Below are 20,749 nucleotides of genomic sequence, written 5' to 3' on the forward strand. Positions count from 1 at the left end.
TCGAAGACGCTTCCCGCTGGCAGCAGCCTTCTTGGCATTCGGGTAAATAAGAGGATCTATCCATTGGTCCGTCCATTAGGCTATTGGGTCTACACCGCTCCCGAAGGACAGCCATGACCGACCGCCCTCTCGTCACCCGCAGAGCCGCCATCATCTCGGGCGGCCTGGCCGCCGCGTCGCTTGGCGCCATGCCGCTGGCCGGACTGGCGCAGGGCGCCTATCCGGAGAAGCCGATCACGCTGGTTTCGCCCTTCGGCGGCGCCGTCGACTTCCTGGCGCGCCTCATCGTCGTGCAGCTCAATCAGCGGCTCAACGGCAACGTCATCGTCGACCTGAAGCTCGGCGGCTCGGGCACCATCGGCCTGGCACACGTCGCCCGGGCCGCTCCGGACGGCTACACCATCGGCATGGGCACCAGCACGGCGCTGACCTCTGCGCCCCACCTGATCAAGAGCCCCGGCTACGACGTCGCGCGCTCGTTCACCTACCTGGGCCTGATCCAGACTTCGCGCCAGGTCCTCGTGGTGTCGCCGCAGCTCGGCGTCGACAACCTGGCCGAGTTCATCGCGCTCGCCAAGTCCAAGCCCGGCGCGCTGAACTTCGGCTCATCCGGCATCGGCAACAGCATTCACCTGGCCGCCGAAGAGTTCAACTCGGCCGTGGGTATCAAGGCCGTCCACATCCCGTTCAAGACCGGCCCGGAGACGGATGCGGCCATCATCGGCGGCGAGGTGCAATACACCTTCGCCTCCGTGCCCACCTCGCTGGGGCTGATCAACGCCGGCAAGCTCAAGCCGCTGGTGGTGACGGGCGAGAGCCGCGATCCGTCGCTGCCCGGCGTCCCTTCGCTCAAGGAGGCAGGGTCCCCGGCGGCGCTGCCCGACCAGCTCTTCGGCATGGTCGCTCCGGCCAACCTGCCGCCGGCGGTGCTGGCCAAGCTCGGCAAGGCCATCCAGGACATGCAGGCGGATCCGGTGTTCCAGGAGGCGGTGCGCAAAGGCGGCGGGATTCCGTCGCAGATCTATGGGGATGACTTCCGCAAGCTCGTGCTGGCGGACAGCACGCGTTGGGGGGAGCTGATCAAGCGGCTGGGGATCTTGCCGAGCTGAGGCCGCCTGGTGCGCGGCGCACTGGCAAGATTCGTTCAACCCCGCGCGGCGGACCTGGACGTCTTTTTGGCGGCCGCGGGTGGCCTGCCGAGCGTTCCGGCAATCGCCCCGGCGGCGCGCTGCAGCGCTCCCACGTACCCCATGCAGGTCTTCAGGCTCGCCCGGGACGACGGCGCATGCATTGCCACCGCCATCACGATCGAACCGTCGCTGGCCAGCACCGGCACGGCAATGGCGACCGAGTCGTCGAAGCGCTCCGAATCGTGCGTGCCGATGCCGGTCTTGCGTACCTTCGCGAGCTCCGCCGCCAGCGGTGCGAACGCGGTGATGGTCTTGGCGGTGAAGCGCTCATAGGGCTCGGGACCGAGCGCACGGCGCGCCTCCTCATCCGTCATGCGGCTGAGGAACAGCTTGCCGCTGGCCGTGCAGTGCAACGGGACGCGCGTGCCGGCCTCGAGGTGCAATCGCAGCGGATGCGCGGTTTCGACCCGATCCAGGTAGAGCACCTGGTTGTTCTCCAGCAGCGTGAGATTGCAGCTTTCTCCGATCTCGTCTACCGCGTCCTGCAGCGCCCGGTGCCACTGCACGCGCAACGCGTCGCTGCGCCACAGGTTCACCGCAAAGGAAGTCAGCCGTGGACCGATGGTGTAGCGCTTGCCGTCGACCTCGCGCCGAACGAGCCCCGCATTCATCATCAGGTGAAGGATGCGGTACACGGTGGGCTTGGGCAGGTGCAGTGCGGACGTCAGCGCGTCCAGGGACATCGGTCCGGACGATTCGACGATGCTTTCGAGCAGCGCAAACGCCCGTAGCGCGATGGATTCCGTGCTGGTACTGGTACTTGTTTCCGCCGAAGGCGACATGGCCGCTAGTCCTCCTGAGCGGAATTCTCCTCTACCGGCGCCAGCCGCCGACATCCCGTTGGACGATCGGTGCGGCGCGCTCATGACGAGAGCAAGACCCCGAGCGCAACAGCGAACATCAGCAACATTGTGAGCTGGCGGAAGCGCTGGTCGGAAAAGCGGGCGAACAGACGCGAACCCAGCAGGATGCCGATGGCGAACGGCACCGCCAGCAGCGCGGCCTGGCGCACGGTGGCGGCCGTGAGCAGGCCACCGACCCCGAGCATCGCGAGGCCGGCCGCCGAGATGACCACCACGTACAGCGTGAGATTGGCGCGCGTCACAGAAGCGGGGTCGGGGCCGGACAGCAGGTACAGGATGACCGGGGGCGCGCCGATGCTGGTCGCGCCCAGCATCGTGCCGCTGAGCGCACCGAGGCCAATGGAGGTGCCCAGCCGCGGCGCGCCCTTGTAGCGCCGGCCGGACAGCAAGGCGAGCGAGAACAGCACCACGGTGGCCGCGATGATGCGCCGCAAGGTCAGGGGGCTCGCCATCGCCAGCAACAAGCCGCCGGCCGGCACCGCCAAGACCGCAGCGATGCTGATGGGAGCGATGACGCGGGCGCGTGACTCGCGCCATGCCGCCGGCAGCATCGGCGCGGCCGCGAAGGTCTCCAGCAGCAGCGTCACCGGGACCGCCGTGCGCGCGTCCATCAGCAGCGTGAGGGCTGGCGTCATGACCATCGCCGCGCCGAAGCCGGTGGTTCCGCGCACCAGGCCGCCGGCCAGGGCAATCAGGAGGCTCCAGGCCAGGACGCGGTCCATCGAGATCTCCTCAGAGCGCGGCTTGCGCCTCGATTTCCTCGTTGATCAGCGCGCGCAGGCGGTGGCGCAGCTGCACGAAGCCGGGCGCTTCCTCGTCGCGCGGGCGCGGCAGGTCGACCCGGATGATTTCCTTGATGCGGCCGGGTCGGCTCGACAGCACGATGATGCGGTCCGACAGCAGGATGGCTTCCTCGATGCTGTGCGTCACGAGCACCATCGTCTTGCGCGTGCTCGCGTCGGCTTCGGCCAGCAGGCGTCCCATCTCCTGCTGCATCAGTTGGCGGTTTTGTGCATCCAGTGCAGCAAAAGGCTCGTCCATCAGAAGTACGTCGGGATCGACCGACAGCGCCCTCGCGATCGACACGCGCTGCTTCATGCCGCCCGAGAGCTGGTGCGGGTAGCGTTTCTCGAAGCCCGTGAGCCCGACGAGTCGGACCTGCTGCGCGATGATGGCGCGACGCTGCTCGGCCGGCACCTTCTTCATCTCAAGGCCAAAGGCGATGTTCTGCTCGACCGTGAGCCAGGGAAACAGCGCGTAGTCCTGGAACACCATCGAGCGCTTCCAGCTCGGTTGGCCGACCGGCTCGCCGTTGACGGTGATCTGTCCGGCGGTCGGCCGTTCGAATCCCGCAATCATGTTCAGCATCGTGGTCTTGCCGCAGCCGCTGTGGCCGATGATGGAGCAGAACTCGCGCTCGGCGATCTCGAACCCGACATCGTCGAGCGCCAGCACCGGCGCGTCCCTGGGTCCATGCCCGGGGTAGATCTTGGTGACGTTCTGTACGTTGACGGCCATCATGTCGCGAACTCCGTTCATTGCTGCATGGCCCGCGACCACGGCGCGACGTGGCGGCTGATGGCACGGATCAACAGGTCGAGCGCCAGGCCAACGAGGCCGATCGCGATCATTCCCACGATGACGATGTCGGTGCGCAGCAGCGTGCGCGCATCGTTGATCAGGAAGCCAAGCCCGGAGTTGGCACCTACGAGCTCCGCTGCGACCAGCGCCATCCAGCCCACGCCGAGGCCGACGCGCACGCCGGTGACGATCTGCGGCAGCGCCGCGCGCAGCACCACGCGGCGCAGCACCGCGCTCTCTCCGCCTCCCAGGCAGCGCGCGGCCCGCACGAGGTTGGGTTCCACGCCGCGCACCCCCGCCACCGTGTTGAGCAGGATGGGGAAGAAGATGCCCAGGAAGATGATGAACTCGTTCTGCGTGTCGCCCACGCCGAACCAGAGGATCGACAGCGGTATCCAGGCCAAGGGCGGAATGGGCCGAAGGACCTCGACCAGCGAATCGACCTGGTCGTTGACCGACTTCCACCAGCCCATCGCGACCCCGATGGGAATCGCAATCAGCGACCAGGCGAAGGCCGTGAACTCGCGGCGCAGCGAATCGTAGAGATGGCGAAAGAGGTCTCCGGACATCAGCAGTTCCCAGGCTGCCGCTGCCACCGCCGTTGGCGGCGGCAACAGCGCGCGCGTGGTCTCGTCCAGCACGCGCGTGCTGACCAACTGCCAGGCGAGCAGCAGCACGATCGGCAATGCCAGTCGCGACAGCCGGCCAACGAGCCGCGCACCGGGGCCCGGCGGCGCCGGAAGGCTGACGACCGGGCGACCCGCGGGATGGGCCTCTGCCCTGCGGGGCTCGGGCTTGCTTTCGGCCTCGGGACGGGCGATCAGGGCCATGTTCACTGGATTCATTCAGAAAACCTCGATCAAGGCTGGAAGGTCTTGCCGCCGATGCTCCAGGGCCGGGTCAGGTCGGCCGGTTCGGGAAAGGGCTGCGGCTCCTTCAGGTTCAACACGCTCGCGTACTCCGGGTACGGCGGCGCCTCCGGCTTGCCGCTCCAGCCGGCGGGCAGGAAGGGCGGCTGCTTGGGCACCGCCCAGCCGAGCTTGTCGAAGGTCTTGCGCATGAAGCGGTCGTCCACTGCCGCCGCGAAATCGGCAGCGGTGAGCGGCCGCGTGATGCGTTTCGCCTCGTAGAGCCACTTGTAGATCGGCTCGTTCGCCTTGCCGTAGAACGTTCCGTCCGGGAAGATGTGCGTCGGCTTGTAGAGCAGCGTGTACGCCTTCACCTGCTGCAGCAGGATCTCCTTCGAATAGTTCTTGAGGCTGGCATCCTCGCCCAGCAGCGCAGCCGCCTTTTCAGGGTTCTGCCGCGTCCACAGCGTGGCCTCGGCGAACGCGTCGGAGAAAGCCTGCGCGACGTCCGGCGCGTTTTCGATCATCTCGCTGCGCAGGTAGAAGGTGCCCTCGTAGATGTTGTAGGGAAAGATGCTGTCGACGATGCGGCCGTTCTTGCGCTCCTCCACCATCATCGTCGGCGTCGGGTCCCAGGACACCACGCCTGTGATTCCCTTGGGCAGGCTCATCTGTTCTCCCGGCGCCATGTTCTTGAGGATCACGTCCTTGCCGATGTCGAGCCCGTTGAGCTTGGCAGCCATCTGGAAGTAGAACTCGCCCGACGATCCGGTCACCAGTCCGATGGTGGCCGGCGGATTCATGCCCTTGAGATCCTTGATCGACTTGATGGGCGAATCGTTGGGCACGACCAGCGCATGCAGCAGGTTCGGGCTTTCGATGGCGATCGACTTCACCGGGATCTTGCGGTCCACCAGCGTCGTGAACGGGAAGTTGCCACCGCTGCCGACCTGGTAGCGGCCGGAGATCAGCACCTCGTTGATGGCGGGGCCGGATGCGAAGGCGGTCCACTTGGCTTCCACGCCGCGCTTGGTCATCAGTCCCATGCGGTCCATGACGACGTTGACCGTGTTCTGGCCCGACCACGGCGCCTGGAATGCGACCTGGATCGGCCACCAGCCCTTGTCCTTGAGCCACTGGACGGATTTGTCCGAGACCTTCTCGTAGGGTCCGGGCCAACCCCAGGCAGCGGGATCGTCCGTGGTCTGTGCCATGGCGGGTGCCATGCCGGCCAGCAATGCAGCCGTCGCGCCGGCCAGCAGCGTGCGGCGTTTCAGGGGAAATCGCGTCATCCGTGTCGTCATGCTTGTCTCCATGGTTGTATTCGAAAAAGATGAGTCCGGGAGCGACGAGCGGGCCGGCACTGCGCAGCCTCAGGCCACCAGCGTGATCTCGGCGTTGCCGTAGCGCACGCGTGCCTGCTGCACGTCCTTGCACGATTCGATATAGCGCACGAGCTCCTTCAATGGCGTCGTGCTCTCGTACATGGGGGCGTGTGCGGTCTTCAGGGGCTCGATCAGGCTGCGGTCGTAGAAGGCAGCCAGCAACAGGTCTTCCTCGCTCGCCGAAGCGCCGAGTTCCGCGCGCAGCCGGGGCACCCAGGGCTGCAGCTCGAAAGCCGCACGCTCGCGCGAGACGTCCTCGCTGCGGATCCGTGCGCGTGCCATGAACTCCTGCGATGGCGTGCCAGCGAGCCGGCCGTAGGAGCCCATCGCGTACTTGCGCACTTCATCCGGAATGGTCTTGTAGCGCTCGCCCTGCACCACGTTCAGCACCGACTGGGTGACGATGTACTGCGCGAACGGGCTCACCAGGATCGGGTAGCCCAGGTCCTTGCGAACGCGTGCTGCCTCTTCGAGGATTTCGGGCAGGCGATGCTCCATGCCCATGCCGTGCAGCTGCGAGCGAAGGTTCGAGATCATGCCGCCGGGCACCTGGTGCTCATACAGCGCGGGGTCGTACTGCGCGACCTGCCCGAGCGGCTTGCGCTCGCGCTCGGCAAGGAGCGCGAAATAGCCGCTGACGTCCTTGAGCGCGTGGCGGTCGATGCCGGTGGCGAAGTCGAGAGCGCGTGCACGGTCGTCGATCTCCTCGGTCGATGGATGGGAGGCGCCATTGGCCAGCGGCTCCGAAGCCGTGTGTCCGTAGCGAAAGCCCGTGCGCATGGCGACTTCGTGCACCTGCGTGGCCAGACCGGACTGGCAATGCATGTGCAACTGCAGCGGAATGCCGCCGGCGGCCGCCACGATGGCCGGGAACAGCGTCTCGGCACGCTGCGGCGTCAGCAGGCCGGTCGGATCCTTCACGGTGATGTACTCCACGTCCTGCGCCACGAGTTCGCGCGTGCGCTCGACGTAGTAGTCATCGGTGTGCACCGGCGACAGCGTGTAGACCAGCATCGCGTTGACCTGCATGCCGAACTCGTGCGCCGACAGGACGGACGACTCGATGTTGCGCATGTCGTTCAGTGCGTCGTACACGGTCAGCACCTTCAGCCCGCGCGCGGCGAGCACCTTCGAGTTGAGCCGGACCACGTCATCCGGAAACAGTTCGAAGGTGTAGAGGCTCTGGCCGCGCGTGAGCCCGTCGCAGGGCGTGCGCAGGCGGTTGCAGAGGATGCCGATGCGCTCCCAGGGGTTCTCCTTAAGAAAGCGCACCTGCACGTCGAACACCGCGCCGCCGAGGATGTTGATGAACTCGTAGCCGACGTCATCGATGCGCGACAGGATGGGCGTCATCATCGGCGTGGTCATTCGGGTCGACCACAGGCATTGGTGCGCATCGCGCAAGGTCACGTCCACCAGGCCGTATGAACGGGCGGCAGCCGTATCGGGTCGTTCGCGTCGGGAGGGATTCATGAGCTGGTTTCCTGGATGAAGGATTCGACGAAGCGGGTGTGCACTGCCCCCTGCCGGAAAGCCGCGCTGTCGATCAGCCGAAGGAGGAACGGCGCGGTCGTGTGCACGCCGTCCACGCGCAGCTCGGTCAGCGCCCGGCGCATGCGCGCGAGGGCTTCTTCGCGGTCTCGCCCCCAGCAGATCAGCTTGGCGATGAGCGAGTCGTAGTCCGGCGGAATCACGTAGCCGGAGAACACGTGCGAATCCACGCGCACGCCGGGGCCGCCCGGCACCCGAAAGGCATCCACGCGCCCGGGGCTGGGCATGAAGTTGCGCGCTGGATCTTCCGCGTTGATCCGGCATTCGATCGCATGGCCGGAGAGCTGCACCTGCGACTGCCGGATCACGAGCGGTTCGCCCTGCGCGATCCGGATCTGCTCCTTCACGACGTCGATGCCCGTCACGCATTCGGTCACCGGGTGCTCGACCTGCACGCGCGTGTTCATCTCCATGAAGTAAAAGCGTTGCGCGGCCGGATCGACGATGCACTCGATGGTGCCGGCGCTACGGTAGCCCACGTGCCGGCACAGCCGCACTGCCGCCTCGCCCATGGCGTCGCGCAACGCCGTCGACAAGGCGGGAGACGGGCTTTCCTCGACCAGTTTCTGGTTGCGCCGCTGCGAAGAGCAATCGCGTTCGCCGAGGTGCAATACGTTGTCGCCGTCCGACAGGATCTGGATCTCGACATGGCGGATGTTGACCAGGTACTTCTCGACGTACATCGTGCCGTCGCCGAAGGCCGCGGTGGCCTCGCGTGATGCCGATTCGAAGCTCGCGGCGAGGTCGGCCTCGCGCTCGACCACGCGCATGCCACGGCCGCCGCCGCCGGCCACCGCCTTGAGGATCACCGGATACCCGAGGTCGGCCGCGATCGCCTTCGCCTCGGCGGGCGAGCTCACGGTGCCGGAGGACCCCGGCGTCACCGGCACGCCGGCCGCGACGGCCATCGCCCGCGCCGATGCCTTGTCGCCCATGAGGGCGATCACGTCGCCCGGCGGGCCGATGAAGCGCACGCCTTCGCTCTCGCACAGGCGCGCGAAGGCGGCGTTCTCCGACAGAAAGCCGTAGCCGGGATGGATCGCGTCGGCACGCAGCGCCTTGGCCGCTTCCACCACACGCTCGCCCAGCAGGTAGCTTTTGCTCGCGCGAGCCGGCCCGATGCAAACCGCGTAGTCGGCCATCTGCACGGCGAGCGAATCGCGGTCGGCCTCCGAATACACCTGCACCACTTCCAGACCGAGCTCGCGGCACGCGCGCTGCACACGCACGGCAATTTCGCCACGGTTCGCCACCAGCACGCGGCGGATAACCTGGCCGTCGTTCGACGGCGCCATCGCCTTGGTCATTGCTTCTCGATCACGAACAGCGCCTGCCCGAAGGCGACCGGTTCGCCATCGGCCACGAGGATCTCGCTGACGATGCCGTCGCAACCGGCGGGAATGGAATTCATGAGCTTCATCACCTCGACGATGCAGACCTGGTCGCCAGCCGACACCTTCTGCCCTACGGACACGAATGGCTTGGCGCCGGGCTCCGGGGCGTGATAGACCGTGCCGACCATCGGCGATGTGACCAGCATCGTCCCCTCGCGCGGTGCCCGGCTTGCAACGGGCTGCGCAGCAAGCGCGGGTGCGGACTGCACCACTTCCTGCAGGGCGGGTGCTGGCTCGGAAGCCGGGGCCGTCTTGACCGCGGGCGCTGCAGGTGGCGTGCCCAACGCAGCGGCACCGTGGCGCCGCAACTCGACTTCCACGTCACCTGCACGCAAGCGAATCTCGCTGAAGTTGGAAGAAGCCTTGATGAGTTCGACGAGCTGAAGCACGTCCTGGAAATCGATTTGCCCGTGGCTCACGGCACGTCCTTGTGTTGGGGGAAGAAACAGGCGGCAGCAGAAGATATTTCGACTGTCGAAATTAACAATCCGTCGGAAGAAATTCTTGCACAACACAAGGCGCGAACGCAATAATGAAATTCCCGACTCTTTGAATGAAATCTTTGCGCCGCAGAGAGAGCGCGCAATCACAGGAGACCGTCAGACATGAGCGAACCCGTCATCATCACCGTCGCGATCACAGGCGCACTGCCGCGAAAGAAGGACACGCCCGCCGTGCCCGTCACGCCGCAGGAGCAGATCGAGTCGACGCACGAGGCCTTCGAGGCGGGCGCCTCGCTCGTGCACGTGCATGTGCGCGCCGAGGACGAGAGTCCGAGCTCCGACCCTGAGCTGTTCGCACGCGTGCAGGAAGGCGTGCGCAAGCACTGCCCGGGGATGATCGTGCAGTTCTCCACCGGTGGGCGTGGCCGCGACCAGGCGGCGCGCGGATCGATGCTGCACTTGCGCCCGGACATGGCTTCGCTCGCGACCGGGTCGGTCAACTTTCCCACCAGCATCTACGAGAACCCGCCTGATTTCGTCGAAGGACTGGCAAGGACCATGCTCGACCACGACATCAAGCCGGAGATCGAGGTGTTCGACCTCGCGATGCTCTACAACGCTGCGAACCTGGTGAAGAAGGGCCTTCTCAAGGAGCGCCCGCACGTGCAGTTCGTGCTTGGCATTGCCAACGCGATGCCTGCGCGGCGCAGCGTGTTCGACTTCCTGCGCTCGGAACTCGCGCAGGTTCTTCCGGACGCGACCTGGGTGGCTGCGGGTACCGGCCGCTTCCAGTGGGAAGTGAACCAGTGGTGCCTGGAAGCCGGCGGGCACGTTCGCACCGGCCTGGAGGACAACATCAAGTTCGACCCGACCCGTCTGGCGACGAGCAACGCGGAACTGGTGCGCAAGGTGGTGGAAGCCTGCGATCGGTACGACCGTCGCCCCGCTACGGCCGCCGAGGCGCGCTCGATCCTCGGCCTCCCGCTCGCAGCATGAGCCTGGTCGCAAAGCCGCAACCCGCGTCCCACACGCGTGCGGTGATCGTCACCGGCGCCGGCCGCGGCATCGGCCGGGCCATCGCGCGGCGGTTCGCAGCCGCCGGAGATGCCGTGTGGTTCACCGATCTGGACAGCGACGCCGCGCGCGCTGCATCGGATGCGGCGGAAGGCGGCCTCTGCTTCTGGGCCCGCATGGATGTGCGAGATCCCGAGGCGATCGCGCGCGTGGTCGGCGAGGTCGAGGCGCGCCGGGGAGGCGTCGACGTGCTGATCAACAACGCCGGGCGGATGACGCAGGGCCCGTTTCAGGCCACGCCGGCGGGCGCGTTCCAGGACATGCTCGATGTGAACGTGGGCGGGCTCTTCCACTGCGTCCGGGCAGTGGCCCCGCGCATGGTGGAGCGTCGGCGTGGGTCCATCATCAACATCGCCTCCGTCTCTGCCCAGCGCGGCGGCGGCGCGGTCGGCAATGTGTGGTACGGCACGACCAAGGCCGCCGTGGTCGCGATGACCTCGGGCCTCGCGCGCGAGCTCGGTCCGTCGGGCGTCCGCGTCAACGCCATCTCGCCCGGGGTCGTGGAGACGGACATGGTGCGCACCTTCATGACACCGCAGGTGAGGGAGAGAGTGCTGACGCGCTTCCCGCTTGGCCGGCTCGCGACGGTCGACGACGTAGCCCGGATGGCGCTGTTCCTCGCTTCCGATGAGGCCGCGTTCGTGACGGGGCAGACCGTGGCGGTGGACGGGGGATTTCTTTCGAACTGAGCGGACTTGCGGGCCTGCGTGGCGGAGGTCGAGCCTGAAAACGAAGTCACGGCTGCCAAGGGTTGATGACTGCCACGCTGGCCGCTTTAAATGGGCCGGCGTCTCGTGAAGCAACCGCAAAGCCGTTGGCGGCGGCGATGGCTGCGATGTAACCGTCGGCCGTGGCAATAGTGAGCCCACCAGCACGCGCCTTCGCCATCAGTTGTGCATACGCTTGGGTGCAGGCCAGGTCGAAGGGCAACACACGGCCGGCGAGCAATGGAAGCACGCGCTTTCCAGGCCTTGCTGCAAGCCGGTCCGCCGCTTGCCAGCGGGCAGCAGCGCCACGCCGGCCCGCAGTTCAGCAACGGTGATGGAGGACAGGAAGAGCGTTTCCAGCGGCTGAGCGTCGATCCACTCGAGATGCATGCATCGATTGCATGCAAATGGCAGGGCGTGATCAGAGCCACGGCCTACAACAACACGCCGCTCACCACACCGAGCAAGCACTTCCGGCTCAAGGTCCGTCTGGATCAGCGATGCCTATCGGGATCTGAGCAAGGGCCGACCGATCCCAACAGGAAGGCCGGTAAAGAACCGACTCGGCTGAGCTGGCTCCTGCAAATCAATGCCGACGAGCCATCCCGTCTGGCTGCAATCAAGTGGTTGCGTCAAGCAGTTGGGAGTCGCGCTGAAGTTCTGGCAAAAATCGACAGGCACAGGCAAGAAAAAAGCACCTACCGCGCGCCACCGCCGTAAGTGCTTGATTCATTCATTCTTTGGTAGGACGTACAAGATTCGAACTTGTGACCAACGGATTAAAAGTCCGCTGCTCTACCAACTGAGCTAACGTCCCACACTTCTTTCTTCCACCGAACGTCGAATCCGGCAAAGCCCGAAATTATAGCGTCCCGCTTCGAGCGATCCGATCCAGCACCCAGCCCGCCGCGCACTGCCCGAAGGTGGCCGTCACGCTGACCACGGAGCCATAGCCATGGCAGTTGAGCGAACCGTCGCCTGCCTCTTCGATGGCGCACGAGGCATCGGGCGGCGCGACGCTTTCGCGGCTGAAGACGCAGGTCACGCCGATCTTGCGGCCCTCGCGCGGCGCACCATGTTCCTTCCTCAGCCGTTGTCGCAGTTGCGCCAGCAGCGGATCGTGCGTCACCGCGGCGAGATCGTCGATGTCGACCTTGTGCGCGAGCCGCTTGCCGCCGGCCGCCCCCACGGTGATGAAGCCGGCGCCGGTCTCGCGCGCCCATGCGGCCATCGCCAGCTTGGCTCGCACCTGGTCACAGGCATCGACGACGGCGGCCACCGGGCCGTTCGCGGCCTGCGCGCTCGCAAGCAACGCCTGCCAGTTGCCGGGCTCGACGAAGTCGTCGATGGCCAGCACCTCGCAGGCAGGATGGATGTGCGCGATGCGCTCGCGCATGGCCTCGACCTTGGCCTGCCCGATGGTGCTGTCGAGCGCGTGGATCTGGCGGTTGATGTTCGACTCGGCGATGTGGTCGAGGTCGATCAGCGTCAGCCGCCCGACGCCGCTGCGCGCGAGCGCCTCGACAGCCCAGGAGCCGACGCCGCCGATACCGGCGACCAGCACATGGGCGTCGCGGATGCGAGCCGCGCCCGGCACGCCATAGAGCCGCTCCAGGCCGCCGAAGCGGCGGGCCAGGTCGGCGTCGTCCAGTTCGACGACAGGCGCAGGCTCGACGGTGCTCACGTGCGCGAGCCCCGCTTCAACGCAGTCGCGAGAGACGCTCGCGGCCGGCCTGCGCCGCCTCGGACTGCGGGTAGGCCTTGGTCAGGTCTTCCAGCGTGCGGCGCGCGGCGCGCGTGTCCTTCAATTCGATCTGGCAGTTGGCGATCGACAACACGGCCTCGGGCGCCTTCGCATGGTCGGGCGCCAAGGACAGCATCGAGCGGAAATTGGCGATCGCCTCGCTGTAGTTGCGCGTGGCGTACTGGGCGTTGCCGAGCCAGAACAGCGCGGAGGCGTTGTAGCCGCTCTGCGGATAGCGCTTCACGAACTCGGCGAAGGCCGTCTGCGCCTGCGCGAACTGGCCGCCGCGGAAGATGCCCAGCGCGGCTTCGAAGTCGGCCTTCTCGCGCGGATCGGCCGAGAACTCGCGCCCGTCGACCGTCACCTTCGAAGGCTCGCTCTTCCTGAGCCGGTCGTCGATCTCGCCCTGGCGCTGCTGCATCTCGGTGATGGTGCGCGTGAGCTGCTCGTTCTGGCCGGTCATGCGCTGCAGCTCGCCGCGCATCTGCTCGATCTGCGTCTGCAGCTCGAGCAGGCTGCGTCGCAGCTGCGCGTTTTCCTCGTTCTGGCGCTGCTCGGCCTGCTGACGCATGGCCTCGACGCGCTGGCGCAGGTCGAGGATGGCGCGCCGCGCCTCGTCGTCCTCGAACAGCGCGGCCTGCGCGCCGAAGGAGGCGCACAGCAGGGCAGCGGCCAGGGCCGCGCCGCGCAGCGGGGCAACGACTCTTTGCATCATCGACGGTAGGTGATCTCGGCGCGGCGGTTCTGCGCCCACGCGTCTTCACCAGTGCCCTGGGCGGCCGGCTTTTCCTTGCCGAAGCTCACGGCTTCGATCTGGTTGTCCGACACGCCGAGCAGGTTGAGCGCGCGGCGCACGGCCTCGGACCGCTTCTGCCCCAGCGCCAGGTTGTACTCGCGGCCGCCGCGCTCGTCGGTGTGGCCTTCGATCGCGATGCGGCGCTGCGGGTTCGCCTTCAGGAAGCGGGCATGGCCGTCGATCAGCGACTGGAATTCGGGCTTGATGGTGTAGCTGTCGAAGTCGAAATAGACGATGCGCGCCACGCCGACCGGGCCTTGCGCGGTCTGGGCGTTCGGGTCGATGGTGACCGGCGCCACGCCGCTGGCCGCGCCACCACCCGAACCACCCGTGCCCCCCGAGCGATCCACCACCGGCGCATCGTTGAGCTTGGTGCCGGACGAGCACCCGGCGATGAGCGCCACGATGGCCAGCGAATAAATCGTACGTCTTAACATTTCGAACTCCTCAGGTTGATCATTCATTGCTTTTGAAACGGACCCCAGTCCGGTTCACGGATATCTCCTGCCTGCCCCGCCAGTCGCGCTTTTATTTTTCCGTCGAGCGTGGTCGTCATCAGCGCCTCGCGGCCCCCCAGCCGGGTGGCGTAGACGATCAGCTTGCTGTTGGGGGCGAAACTGGGGTTCTCGTCGGCGGTGGTATCGGTAAGCGCCGTGGCATTGCCGGACGCCAGTTCCATCACATGGAGTTTGAAGGCGCCGCCTACCCGCGAGATGTAGGCCAACCACCGGCCATCGGCGCTGACGGACGGAGAAATGTTGTAGGTCCCGCTGAAGGTCACGCGCGTCGGGTTGCCGCCGCCGGCGCTCATCTTGTAGATCTGCGGCGCGCCGCCGCGGTCGCTCACGAAGTAGATGGTGCCGCCGTCGGCAGAGTACACCGGCTCCGTGTCGATGCTGTTGCTCTGCGTGAGCCGGCGCGGCTCGCCGCCGCCGGAGGGGATGGTGTAGAGCTGCGAGCCGCCGTCGCGGCTCAGCGTGACCGCAAGAGTGTTGCCGTCCGGCGCCCAGGCGGGTGCGCTGTTGGATCCCTTGAAGTTGGCCACCAGCCGCCGCTGCCCGCTGGCCACGCTGTGCACATAGACCACGGGCTTGCGCGACTCGAAGGAAACGTAGGCCAGTTGCGTCCCGCTCGAGGACCAGACCGGCGAGATGATCGGCTCCGGGCTGGCGAGCGCGGCTTGCGCGTTCTCGCCGTCGGCGTCGGCCACCCACAGGTTGTAGCGGTTGCCGGCCTTGGTCACGTAGGCGATACGGGTCGAGAAGATGCCTTTCTCGCCGGTCAGCTTTTCGTAGACGTAGTCGGCGACGCGGTGCGCGGCGAGGCGCAGGTCGCCCTGCGGCACGGTGTAGCTCTGGCCGCCCAGGTCCTGCCCGCGCACCACGTCCCAGAGTCGGAACTTCACGTCGAAGCGGCCGTCGGCCAGGCGGGTCACGCTGCCCGCCACCAGCGAATCGGCCGTGCGCTGGCGCCACAGGCTGAGGTCGGGGCGGGAGCTCTCGTCGAGCGACTGGCCGCTGGCATCGACACCGCGGAACTGGCCGCTGCGTTCGAGGTCGGCCTGCACGATGGCCGAGATCTTCTGCGGGGACGCGTCTTCACCCCTGAACGGCACGAGCGCGATCGGCAGCTGCGTCAGGCCCACGCCCGAGACTTCCACCCGGAATTGGGCGAACGCAGGAGCGAAGGGGGAGGCAGCCAGAGCCGCAATCAACGTGCGGCGAACGGAGAACGATGAAGAAGGGGTTGGGGAGATTTCTTGCAACGGCTTTTTCATGCGGTTCGGAGAACTTTCCGGGAATTAAGTTTCAAGCCCGGATGAAACGAGGCCACATGGTACACATTGCGATGCCGCAGCCGTCACAAAACGTGTATGTGCCGGCGCGGTCCTACAGGAAGGCGAGAACTTAGAATGCGCCGCCATGCAGCCTTCCCCCGCCGCCGAGTCCGCGCGCCCTCCTCTCACGCGCCGGCTCGCGCGACTCATGACCTGGTTCGGAGGCTCGCGCCACTGGTGGGCCCTGGGCCTCGTCTGCGCCCTCATCGCCGCCGTGACCGAACCCCTGATGGCCGCCATGCTGAAGCCGCTGCTCGACCGCGGCTTCACGCGCGGCCAACTCCCGCTCTGGGCCATCCCGGTCGCAGTCATCCTGCTGTTCGCGGTGCGCGGCCTGGCGCAGTTCGTTTCCCAGTACGCGCTCGCGCGCATCGCCAACGAGGGCATGCAGCGGCTGCGGCGCGTGCTGTTCGAGCGCCTGCTGGCGGCCGAGCTCGCCCTCTTCTCGCGCCAGTCGGCCAGCACCTTGTCGAACACGGTGGTCTACGAAGTGCAGACCGGCGCCCTGCTGCTGGTGCAGGCGCTGCTGGGCCTGTCGCGCGACGGCTTCACGCTGATCGCGCTGCTGCTCTACCTGGTGTATCTCAACTGGAAGCTGACGCTGATCGTGGGCGTGCTCGCGCCGTGCGTGGCCTGGATCATCAAGGCATTCTCCAAGCGGCTCTACCGGCTCACCCAGCTCGGGCAGCGGGCGACCGACGAGCTGGCCTACGTGGTCGAGGAAAACGTGCTGGCCCATCGCATGGTTCGGCTGCACAACGCCGAGGCCGCCCAGATCCAGCGCTTCGACCGCCTGAGCCACGACCTCCACCGCCTGGCGGTGAAGTCCACCATCGCCTCCGCGGCGACCACGCCCCTGACCCAGATCGTCGCGGCGGTCGCGCTCTCGGCGGTGGTCATGATCGCGCTCTGGCAAAGCGGCAAGCAGGGCTTCACGGTGGGCGGCTTCGTCGCCTACATCACGGCCATGCTGATGCTGATCGCGCCGATCCGCCGGCTCGCGGACATGACGAGCCCGATCACGCGCGGCCTCGCAGCGCTCGAGCGCGGCCTTGCGCTGATCGACGGGGTGCCGCCTGAATCCCAGGGCAGCTTCCAGGCCCCGCGCGTGGCGGGCCGCATCGAGCTGCGCGCGGTGCGCGTCAACTACCGCGGCGAGGAGGAAGCCCGCGCGCTGGACGGCGTCAGCCTGACGCTGGCGCCCGGCGAGGTGGTGGCCTTCGTCGGCCCCTCCGGCTCGGGCAAGACCACGCTGGTCAACCTGCTGCCGCGCTTCGTGCTGCCGAGCGCAGGCCAGGTGCTGCTCGACGGGCACGATGTCGGCGACTGGCAGCTCAAGAACCTGCGGTCGCAGTTCGCGATGGTCAGCCAGGACGTGGTGATGCTCAACGACACGCTGGCGGCCAACGTGGCGCTGGGCGCCGAGCTCGACCGCGATCGCGTGCTCGCCTGCATCGAGGCAGCGAACCTGTCGGTCCACGTCGATGGCCTGCCCGATGGCATCGACACGGTGCTGGGCCACAACGCGACCCAGCTTTCGGGCGGCCAGCGGCAGCGCCTCGCCATCGCGCGGGCACTCTACAAGGACGCGCCGGTGCTGCTGCTGGACGAGGCGACCTCGGCGCTCGACACGGAATCGGAGCGCCTGGTCCAGGAGGCGCTGCAGCGGCTGATGCGCAACCGCACCACGCTCATCGTCGCGCACCGCCTCTCGACCATCCAGCACGCCGACCGCATCGTGGTAATGGACCATGGACACATCGTCGAGCAAGGCAGCCATGCGCAACTCATGGCGCTGGATGGGCTGTATGCGCGGCTTCAGGCAAATGCGGTGCGCTCGGCGCCGGAGGGCAGCGAGCCCAGCCTCTGAAGCCTTCGGCATATTGCGCCCGCCCCGGCAGGCGAGCAGAATTTTTCCTTCGACCCGGTCCGGCAAACTCGTCCGGTGGCGCACGCAGCGCCTGCTCGACCTCAGAGAAGGAGGAACGCCATGTCGTTTCAAGCCCCCTTCCGGCGGCGGCTGCCCGCGCTGGCCGCCTGCACTCTCGCTTCATGTGGCCTGCTCGTTGCCGACAACGTCGGGGCGGGCCGCGACCGGACAACGACCTTCGACCCCCTGCTTTCCGAACCGGGCCGTGCCTGCGGGCCGGTGGTGGCCGGTCCGCCAGCCCTGCTGAAAGCGCTGGTGCGCGTCAAGACCGAGACCGCCCCCTTCCAGCCGCAGCCGATGAAGGCCGCGGGCGGGGACGTTCCGCTCTACAACAACCTCGGCTCGCTCGCCTTCAGGATCGGCACGCGCTCGCCCAGGGCCCAGGCCTATTTCAACCAGGGCCTGCGCCTGTCCTTCGGCTTCAACCATGCCGAGGCCCAGCGCGCCTTCCAGGCCGCCCAGAAGCTGGACCCCGCGTGCGCGATGTGCTTCTGGGGCGAGGCGCTCGTGCTCGGCCCCAACATCAACGTGCCGATGATGCCGGAGGCCAACGCGCCGGCGTTCGCGGCACTCAGCCGCGCAGTCGCACTCAAGGCCGGCGCGACCGCGCGCGAGCAGGCGCTGATCGCCGCCCTCGAAAAGCGCTATGCCGAGCAGCCGCAGGCCGACCGCTCCGGGCTGGACGCCGCCTATGCCGACGCGATGAAGGCGGTGGCCGAGCGCTACCCGGCCGAAGACACGATCCAGGCGCTCTACGCCGAGGCCGCCATGGACACCCAGCCCTGGGACTACTGGGAGGCCGGCGGCGCCAGGCCGAAGGGGCGCGGCGCGGATATCGTCCGTGCGCTGGAGACCGTGCTCAAGCGCAACCCCGCCCATCCCGGTGCGATCCACCTCTACATCCATGCGGTGGAGGCGTCCACGCGGCCCGAGAAGGCCCTGCCCTACGCCAACCGCCTCGCAGCGCAGATGCCCGGCGCCGGGCACGTCGTGCACATGCCGGCACACATCTATTACCGCGTCGGCATGTACCGCGAGTCGCTCGCGGCCAATCGCAAGGCGATCCAGGCCGACGAGAAATACTTCAAGACCTCACCCTCCGACCCGCTGTACAAGACGGCCTACTACCCGCACAACATCCATTTCGTGATGGTGTCGGCGCAGATGGGCGGTGACGCGAAGACGGCCATCGACGCCGCCTCGAAGCTGGACGCCTCGGTGCCGGCCGAACTGGTCAAGGCCTTCCCGATCCTGCAGCCCATCAAGGCCTCACCCTTCACCACGCATGCGCAGTTCAGCGATGCCGACACGATCCTCAAGCTCGCCGCGCCGCCCGACGACGCGGTGATCGTGACCACCATGTACCACTATGCGCGCGCTGTCGCCTTTGCGTCGCGCAACGACAGGGCCGGCGCGCAGCAGGAGATCGACGCCATCGCGAAGATCGAGCGCGACGCGGACTTCAAGCCCTTCGAAGCGTGGCAACTGCCCGCCAAGGCGATCGTGCGCACCGCCGGCCTGGTGGCGACCGGCCGGCTTGCCGATGCGAGCGGCGACCTCGACGCCGCCGCCAAGGCCTACGAGGAGGCCATCGCGGTCGAGGACAGCCTCAGCTACACCGAGCCGCCCTACTGGTACTACCCCGTGCGCCAGTCGCTCGGCTCGGTGCGTCTGCGCCAAGGGCAGCTCGATGCGGCGCAGAAGGCCTTCAGGGACTCGCTGGTCCGCGTACGCAACAACGGCTGGGCGCTCGCCGGGCTGGCCGAGGTCGAGCGCAAGCGAGGCGATGCGAAGGCCGAGCGTGCAGCGCGGCAGGCCTACCAGCGTGCATGGTTCGGCGCCCGCAGCGGGCCGGAGCTGGCACGGCTCTGATCAAAGCAACACGATGTCGTACTGCCCCTGCCCCATTGCCGGCTCCGCCTGCAGCGAGATCGGCTTGCCGATGAAGTCGCTCAGCCCCGCCAGGTGCTGGCTCTCCTCGTCGAGGAACAGTTCGATCACCTGCGGCGACGAGACGATGCGGAACTCGCGCGGCGTGAACTGGCGCGCCTCGCGCAGGATCTCGCGCAGCACGTCGTAGGCCACGCTGCGCGCGGTCTTCACGATGCCTTGGCCATTGCAGGCCAGGCACGGCTCGCACAGCATGTGGGCCAGCGACTCGCGGGTGCGCTTGCGCGTCATCTCGACCAGGCCCAGCTGCGAGAAGCCGCCGGCCGTGGTCTTCACGCGGTCGCGCGCCAGCTGCTTGCGGAACTCGGCCAGCACCTGCTCGCGGTGGTCGTCGCGCACCATGTCGATGAAGTCGACGATGATGATCCCGCCCAGGTTGCGCAGGCGCAGTTGCCGCGCGATGGCCTGCGCGGCCTCCAGGTTGGTCTTGAAGATGGTGTCGTCGAAGTTGCGCGCGCCGACGTACCCGCCGGTGTTGACGTCGATGGTGGTGAGCGCCTCGGTCTGGTCCACCACCAGGTAGCCGCCGGACTTCAGCTCCACGCGCCGCCCCAGGGCCTTGGCGATTTCCTCGTCGATCGAATAGAGGTCGAAGATCGGCCGCTCGCCCTTGTAGAGCTGCAGCTTGCCCGCGGCCTGCGGCATGAACTCGAGGCCGAACTTGAGCAGCACATCGAACTGCTCGCGCGAGTCGATGCGGATGGTCTGCGTATCCTCGGTGGTCATGTCGCGCAGCACGCGCTGCAGCAGGCTCAGGTCCTGGTGCAGCAGCGACATCGCCGGCATGCGCGTGGACAGCTCGCGGATGCGCGACCAGGTCTTGCGCAGGTAGGCGATGTCTTCGGCCAGCTCGGCATCGCTCGAATCCTCGCCGTTGGTGCGCAGGATGAAGCCGCCGGTCGCCTCCGGCACCACGCCGCCGCTGCCGGCCGCGGCGGCCGCCTCGATCAGCACCTGCATGCGGGCCCGTAGCGCATTGCGCAGGTCGGACGGAATCTTCTGCGACACGCCCACATGGTTGTCCTGCGGCAGGAAGACCAGCAGCCGGCCCGCGATGCTGATCTGGGTCGACAGCCGCGCGCCCTTGGTGCCGATCGGGTCCTTGATCACCTGCACCAGCAGCGACTGGCCCTCGAACACCTGCTTTTCGATGGGCACCACCGCGCCGTTGCGACCGTCGCGATCGAGCGCCGCGGCGCTCGGCCGCGAGCCGGGCGTGAAGGGCGCCACGATGTCGGCCACATGCAGGAAGGCCGTGCGGTCCAGGCCGATGTCGATGAAGGCCGACTGCATGCCGGGCAGCACGCGCGAGACCTTGCCGAGGTAGATGTTGCCGACCAGCCCGCGCTCCAGCGTGCGCTCCACGTGGAGCTCCTGCACGGCGCCGTGCTCCACCAGCGCGACGCGGGTCTCCTGCGGAGACCAGTTGATCAGGATGTCTTGCATCTTTTTTCTA

19 protein-coding genes, 1 tRNA gene and 1 pseudogene are annotated in these 20,749 nt (G+C 67.3%); 6 read left to right on the top strand and 15 right to left on the bottom strand.

All coding sequences use genetic code 11. The annotated features are described in order from the left end of the window. Nucleotides 1-113: 113 nt before the first annotated feature. Nucleotides 114-1,109 (top strand): Bug family tripartite tricarboxylate transporter substrate binding protein, encoded by a 996-nt coding sequence (locus E5P3_RS17620; protein ID WP_162587157.1) that lies wholly within the window; start codon nucleotides 114-116, stop codon nucleotides 1,107-1,109. 35 nt (nucleotides 1,110-1,144) lie between these two features. Here the strand turns inward: E5P3_RS17620 and E5P3_RS17625 are convergent, their stop codons facing one another. The 8 genes from E5P3_RS17625 to accB form a co-directional block, all read right to left on the bottom strand. Next, nucleotides 1,145-1,972, bottom strand: a complete 828-nt coding sequence (locus E5P3_RS17625; protein WP_162587158.1) for an IclR family transcriptional regulator — start codon at nucleotides 1,970-1,972, stop codon at nucleotides 1,145-1,147. Between the two features lie 80 nt (nucleotides 1,973-2,052). Next, the gene (locus tag E5P3_RS17630) at nucleotides 2,053-2,775 is read right to left on the bottom strand and encodes a sulfite exporter TauE/SafE family protein (RefSeq protein WP_162587159.1); all 723 of its coding nucleotides are present in this window, start codon (nucleotides 2,773-2,775) and stop codon (nucleotides 2,053-2,055) included. 10 nt (nucleotides 2,776-2,785) lie between these two features. Beyond that, the gene (locus tag E5P3_RS17635) at nucleotides 2,786-3,574 is read right to left on the bottom strand and encodes an ABC transporter ATP-binding protein (protein ID WP_162587160.1); all 789 of its coding nucleotides are present in this window, start codon (nucleotides 3,572-3,574) and stop codon (nucleotides 2,786-2,788) included. 14 nt (nucleotides 3,575-3,588) lie between these two features. Next, complete coding sequence (locus E5P3_RS17640) at nucleotides 3,589-4,479, bottom strand: ABC transporter permease (protein WP_162587161.1); 891 nt, start codon at nucleotides 4,477-4,479, stop codon at nucleotides 3,589-3,591. Nucleotides 4,480-4,493: 14 nt separating this feature from the next. After that, on the bottom strand, nucleotides 4,494-5,786 hold the full coding sequence (locus E5P3_RS17645) for an ABC transporter substrate-binding protein (RefSeq protein ID WP_162587162.1): 1,293 nt from the start codon (nucleotides 5,784-5,786) through the stop codon (nucleotides 4,494-4,496). Between the two features lie 69 nt (nucleotides 5,787-5,855). Next, nucleotides 5,856-7,340 carry a pyruvate carboxylase subunit B gene (locus E5P3_RS17650; RefSeq protein ID WP_162587163.1) on the bottom strand — a complete coding sequence of 495 codons (1,485 nt, stop codon included), beginning with the start codon at nucleotides 7,338-7,340 and terminating at the stop codon, nucleotides 5,856-5,858. Beyond that, nucleotides 7,337-8,725 carry an acetyl-CoA carboxylase biotin carboxylase subunit gene (gene accC, locus E5P3_RS17655; protein ID WP_197893971.1) on the bottom strand — a complete coding sequence of 463 codons (1,389 nt, stop codon included), beginning with the start codon at nucleotides 8,723-8,725 and terminating at the stop codon, nucleotides 7,337-7,339. The genes E5P3_RS17650 and accC overlap by 4 nt, the downstream gene beginning before the upstream one ends. Continuing rightward, a complete protein-coding gene (gene accB / locus E5P3_RS17660; protein ID WP_232073187.1) occupies nucleotides 8,722-9,231 on the bottom strand; it encodes an acetyl-CoA carboxylase biotin carboxyl carrier protein in 510 nt (169 codons plus the stop codon). Before accB ends, accC begins: the two co-directional genes overlap by 4 nt. Nucleotides 9,232-9,417: 186 nt before the next feature. On the opposite strand from accB, the gene E5P3_RS17665 reads away from it, so the two are divergent. After that, nucleotides 9,418-10,251, top strand: a complete 834-nt coding sequence (locus E5P3_RS17665) for a 3-keto-5-aminohexanoate cleavage protein (RefSeq protein ID WP_162587164.1) — start codon at nucleotides 9,418-9,420, stop codon at nucleotides 10,249-10,251. Beyond that, nucleotides 10,248-11,018 carry an SDR family NAD(P)-dependent oxidoreductase gene (locus E5P3_RS17670; RefSeq protein ID WP_162587165.1) on the top strand — a complete coding sequence of 257 codons (771 nt, stop codon included), beginning with the start codon at nucleotides 10,248-10,250 and terminating at the stop codon, nucleotides 11,016-11,018. Before E5P3_RS17665 ends, E5P3_RS17670 begins: the two co-directional genes overlap by 4 nt. Before the next feature lie 46 nt (nucleotides 11,019-11,064). Here the strand turns inward: E5P3_RS17670 and E5P3_RS17675 are convergent. After that, a pseudogene (locus E5P3_RS17675) lies at nucleotides 11,065-11,420 on the bottom strand (PIN domain-containing protein); the annotation flags it as partial. Here E5P3_RS17675 and E5P3_RS17680 point away from each other — a divergent pair. Beyond that, complete coding sequence (locus E5P3_RS17680; RefSeq protein ID WP_162587166.1) at nucleotides 11,421-11,756, top strand: hypothetical protein; 336 nt, start codon at nucleotides 11,421-11,423, stop codon at nucleotides 11,754-11,756. 21 nt (nucleotides 11,757-11,777) lie between these two features. Here E5P3_RS17680 and E5P3_RS17685 read toward each other — a convergent pair. The 5 genes from E5P3_RS17685 to tolB all read right to left on the bottom strand — a co-directional run bounded on the left by E5P3_RS17685 (nucleotide 11,778) and on the right by tolB (nucleotide 15,353). Next, nucleotides 11,778-11,853, bottom strand: a tRNA-Lys gene (locus E5P3_RS17685). A gap of 45 nt (nucleotides 11,854-11,898) precedes the next feature. Then, the gene (locus E5P3_RS17690) at nucleotides 11,899-12,720 is read right to left on the bottom strand and encodes a tRNA threonylcarbamoyladenosine dehydratase (RefSeq protein WP_162587167.1); all 822 of its coding nucleotides are present in this window, start codon (nucleotides 12,718-12,720) and stop codon (nucleotides 11,899-11,901) included. A 16-nt stretch (nucleotides 12,721-12,736) separates the two neighbouring features. After that, a complete protein-coding gene (gene ybgF, locus E5P3_RS17695; RefSeq protein WP_162589733.1) occupies nucleotides 12,737-13,492 on the bottom strand; it encodes a tol-pal system protein YbgF in 756 nt (251 codons plus the stop codon). Further along, on the bottom strand, nucleotides 13,492-14,013 hold the full coding sequence (gene pal, locus E5P3_RS17700; RefSeq protein WP_162587168.1) for a peptidoglycan-associated lipoprotein Pal: 522 nt from the start codon (nucleotides 14,011-14,013) through the stop codon (nucleotides 13,492-13,494). The genes ybgF and pal overlap by 1 nt, the downstream gene beginning before the upstream one ends. 23 nt (nucleotides 14,014-14,036) lie before the next feature. Next, a complete protein-coding gene (tolB, locus tag E5P3_RS17705) occupies nucleotides 14,037-15,353 on the bottom strand; it encodes a Tol-Pal system beta propeller repeat protein TolB (RefSeq protein ID WP_174263078.1) in 1,317 nt (438 codons plus the stop codon). Between the two features lie 145 nt (nucleotides 15,354-15,498). On the opposite strand from tolB, the gene msbA reads away from it, so the two are divergent. Further along, entirely contained in the window at nucleotides 15,499-17,283 is a 1,785-nt protein-coding gene (gene msbA / locus E5P3_RS17710; RefSeq protein ID WP_162587169.1) for a lipid A export permease/ATP-binding protein MsbA, read from the top strand. A gap of 120 nt (nucleotides 17,284-17,403) precedes the next feature. Continuing rightward, nucleotides 17,404-19,215 (top strand): tetratricopeptide repeat protein, encoded by a 1,812-nt coding sequence (locus tag E5P3_RS17715; RefSeq protein WP_232073188.1) that lies wholly within the window; start codon nucleotides 17,404-17,406, stop codon nucleotides 19,213-19,215. Here E5P3_RS17715 and rng read toward each other — a convergent pair whose 3' ends face one another. Then, nucleotides 19,216-20,739, bottom strand: a complete 1,524-nt coding sequence (gene rng / locus E5P3_RS17720) for a ribonuclease G (RefSeq protein WP_162587170.1) — start codon at nucleotides 20,737-20,739, stop codon at nucleotides 19,216-19,218. Between the last annotated feature and the right edge of the window lie 10 nt (nucleotides 20,740-20,749).

Origin of the sequence: Variovorax sp. RA8 (genome assembly GCF_901827175.1) — a bacterium.
Taxonomy (GTDB): domain Bacteria; phylum Pseudomonadota; class Gammaproteobacteria; order Burkholderiales; family Burkholderiaceae_C; genus Variovorax.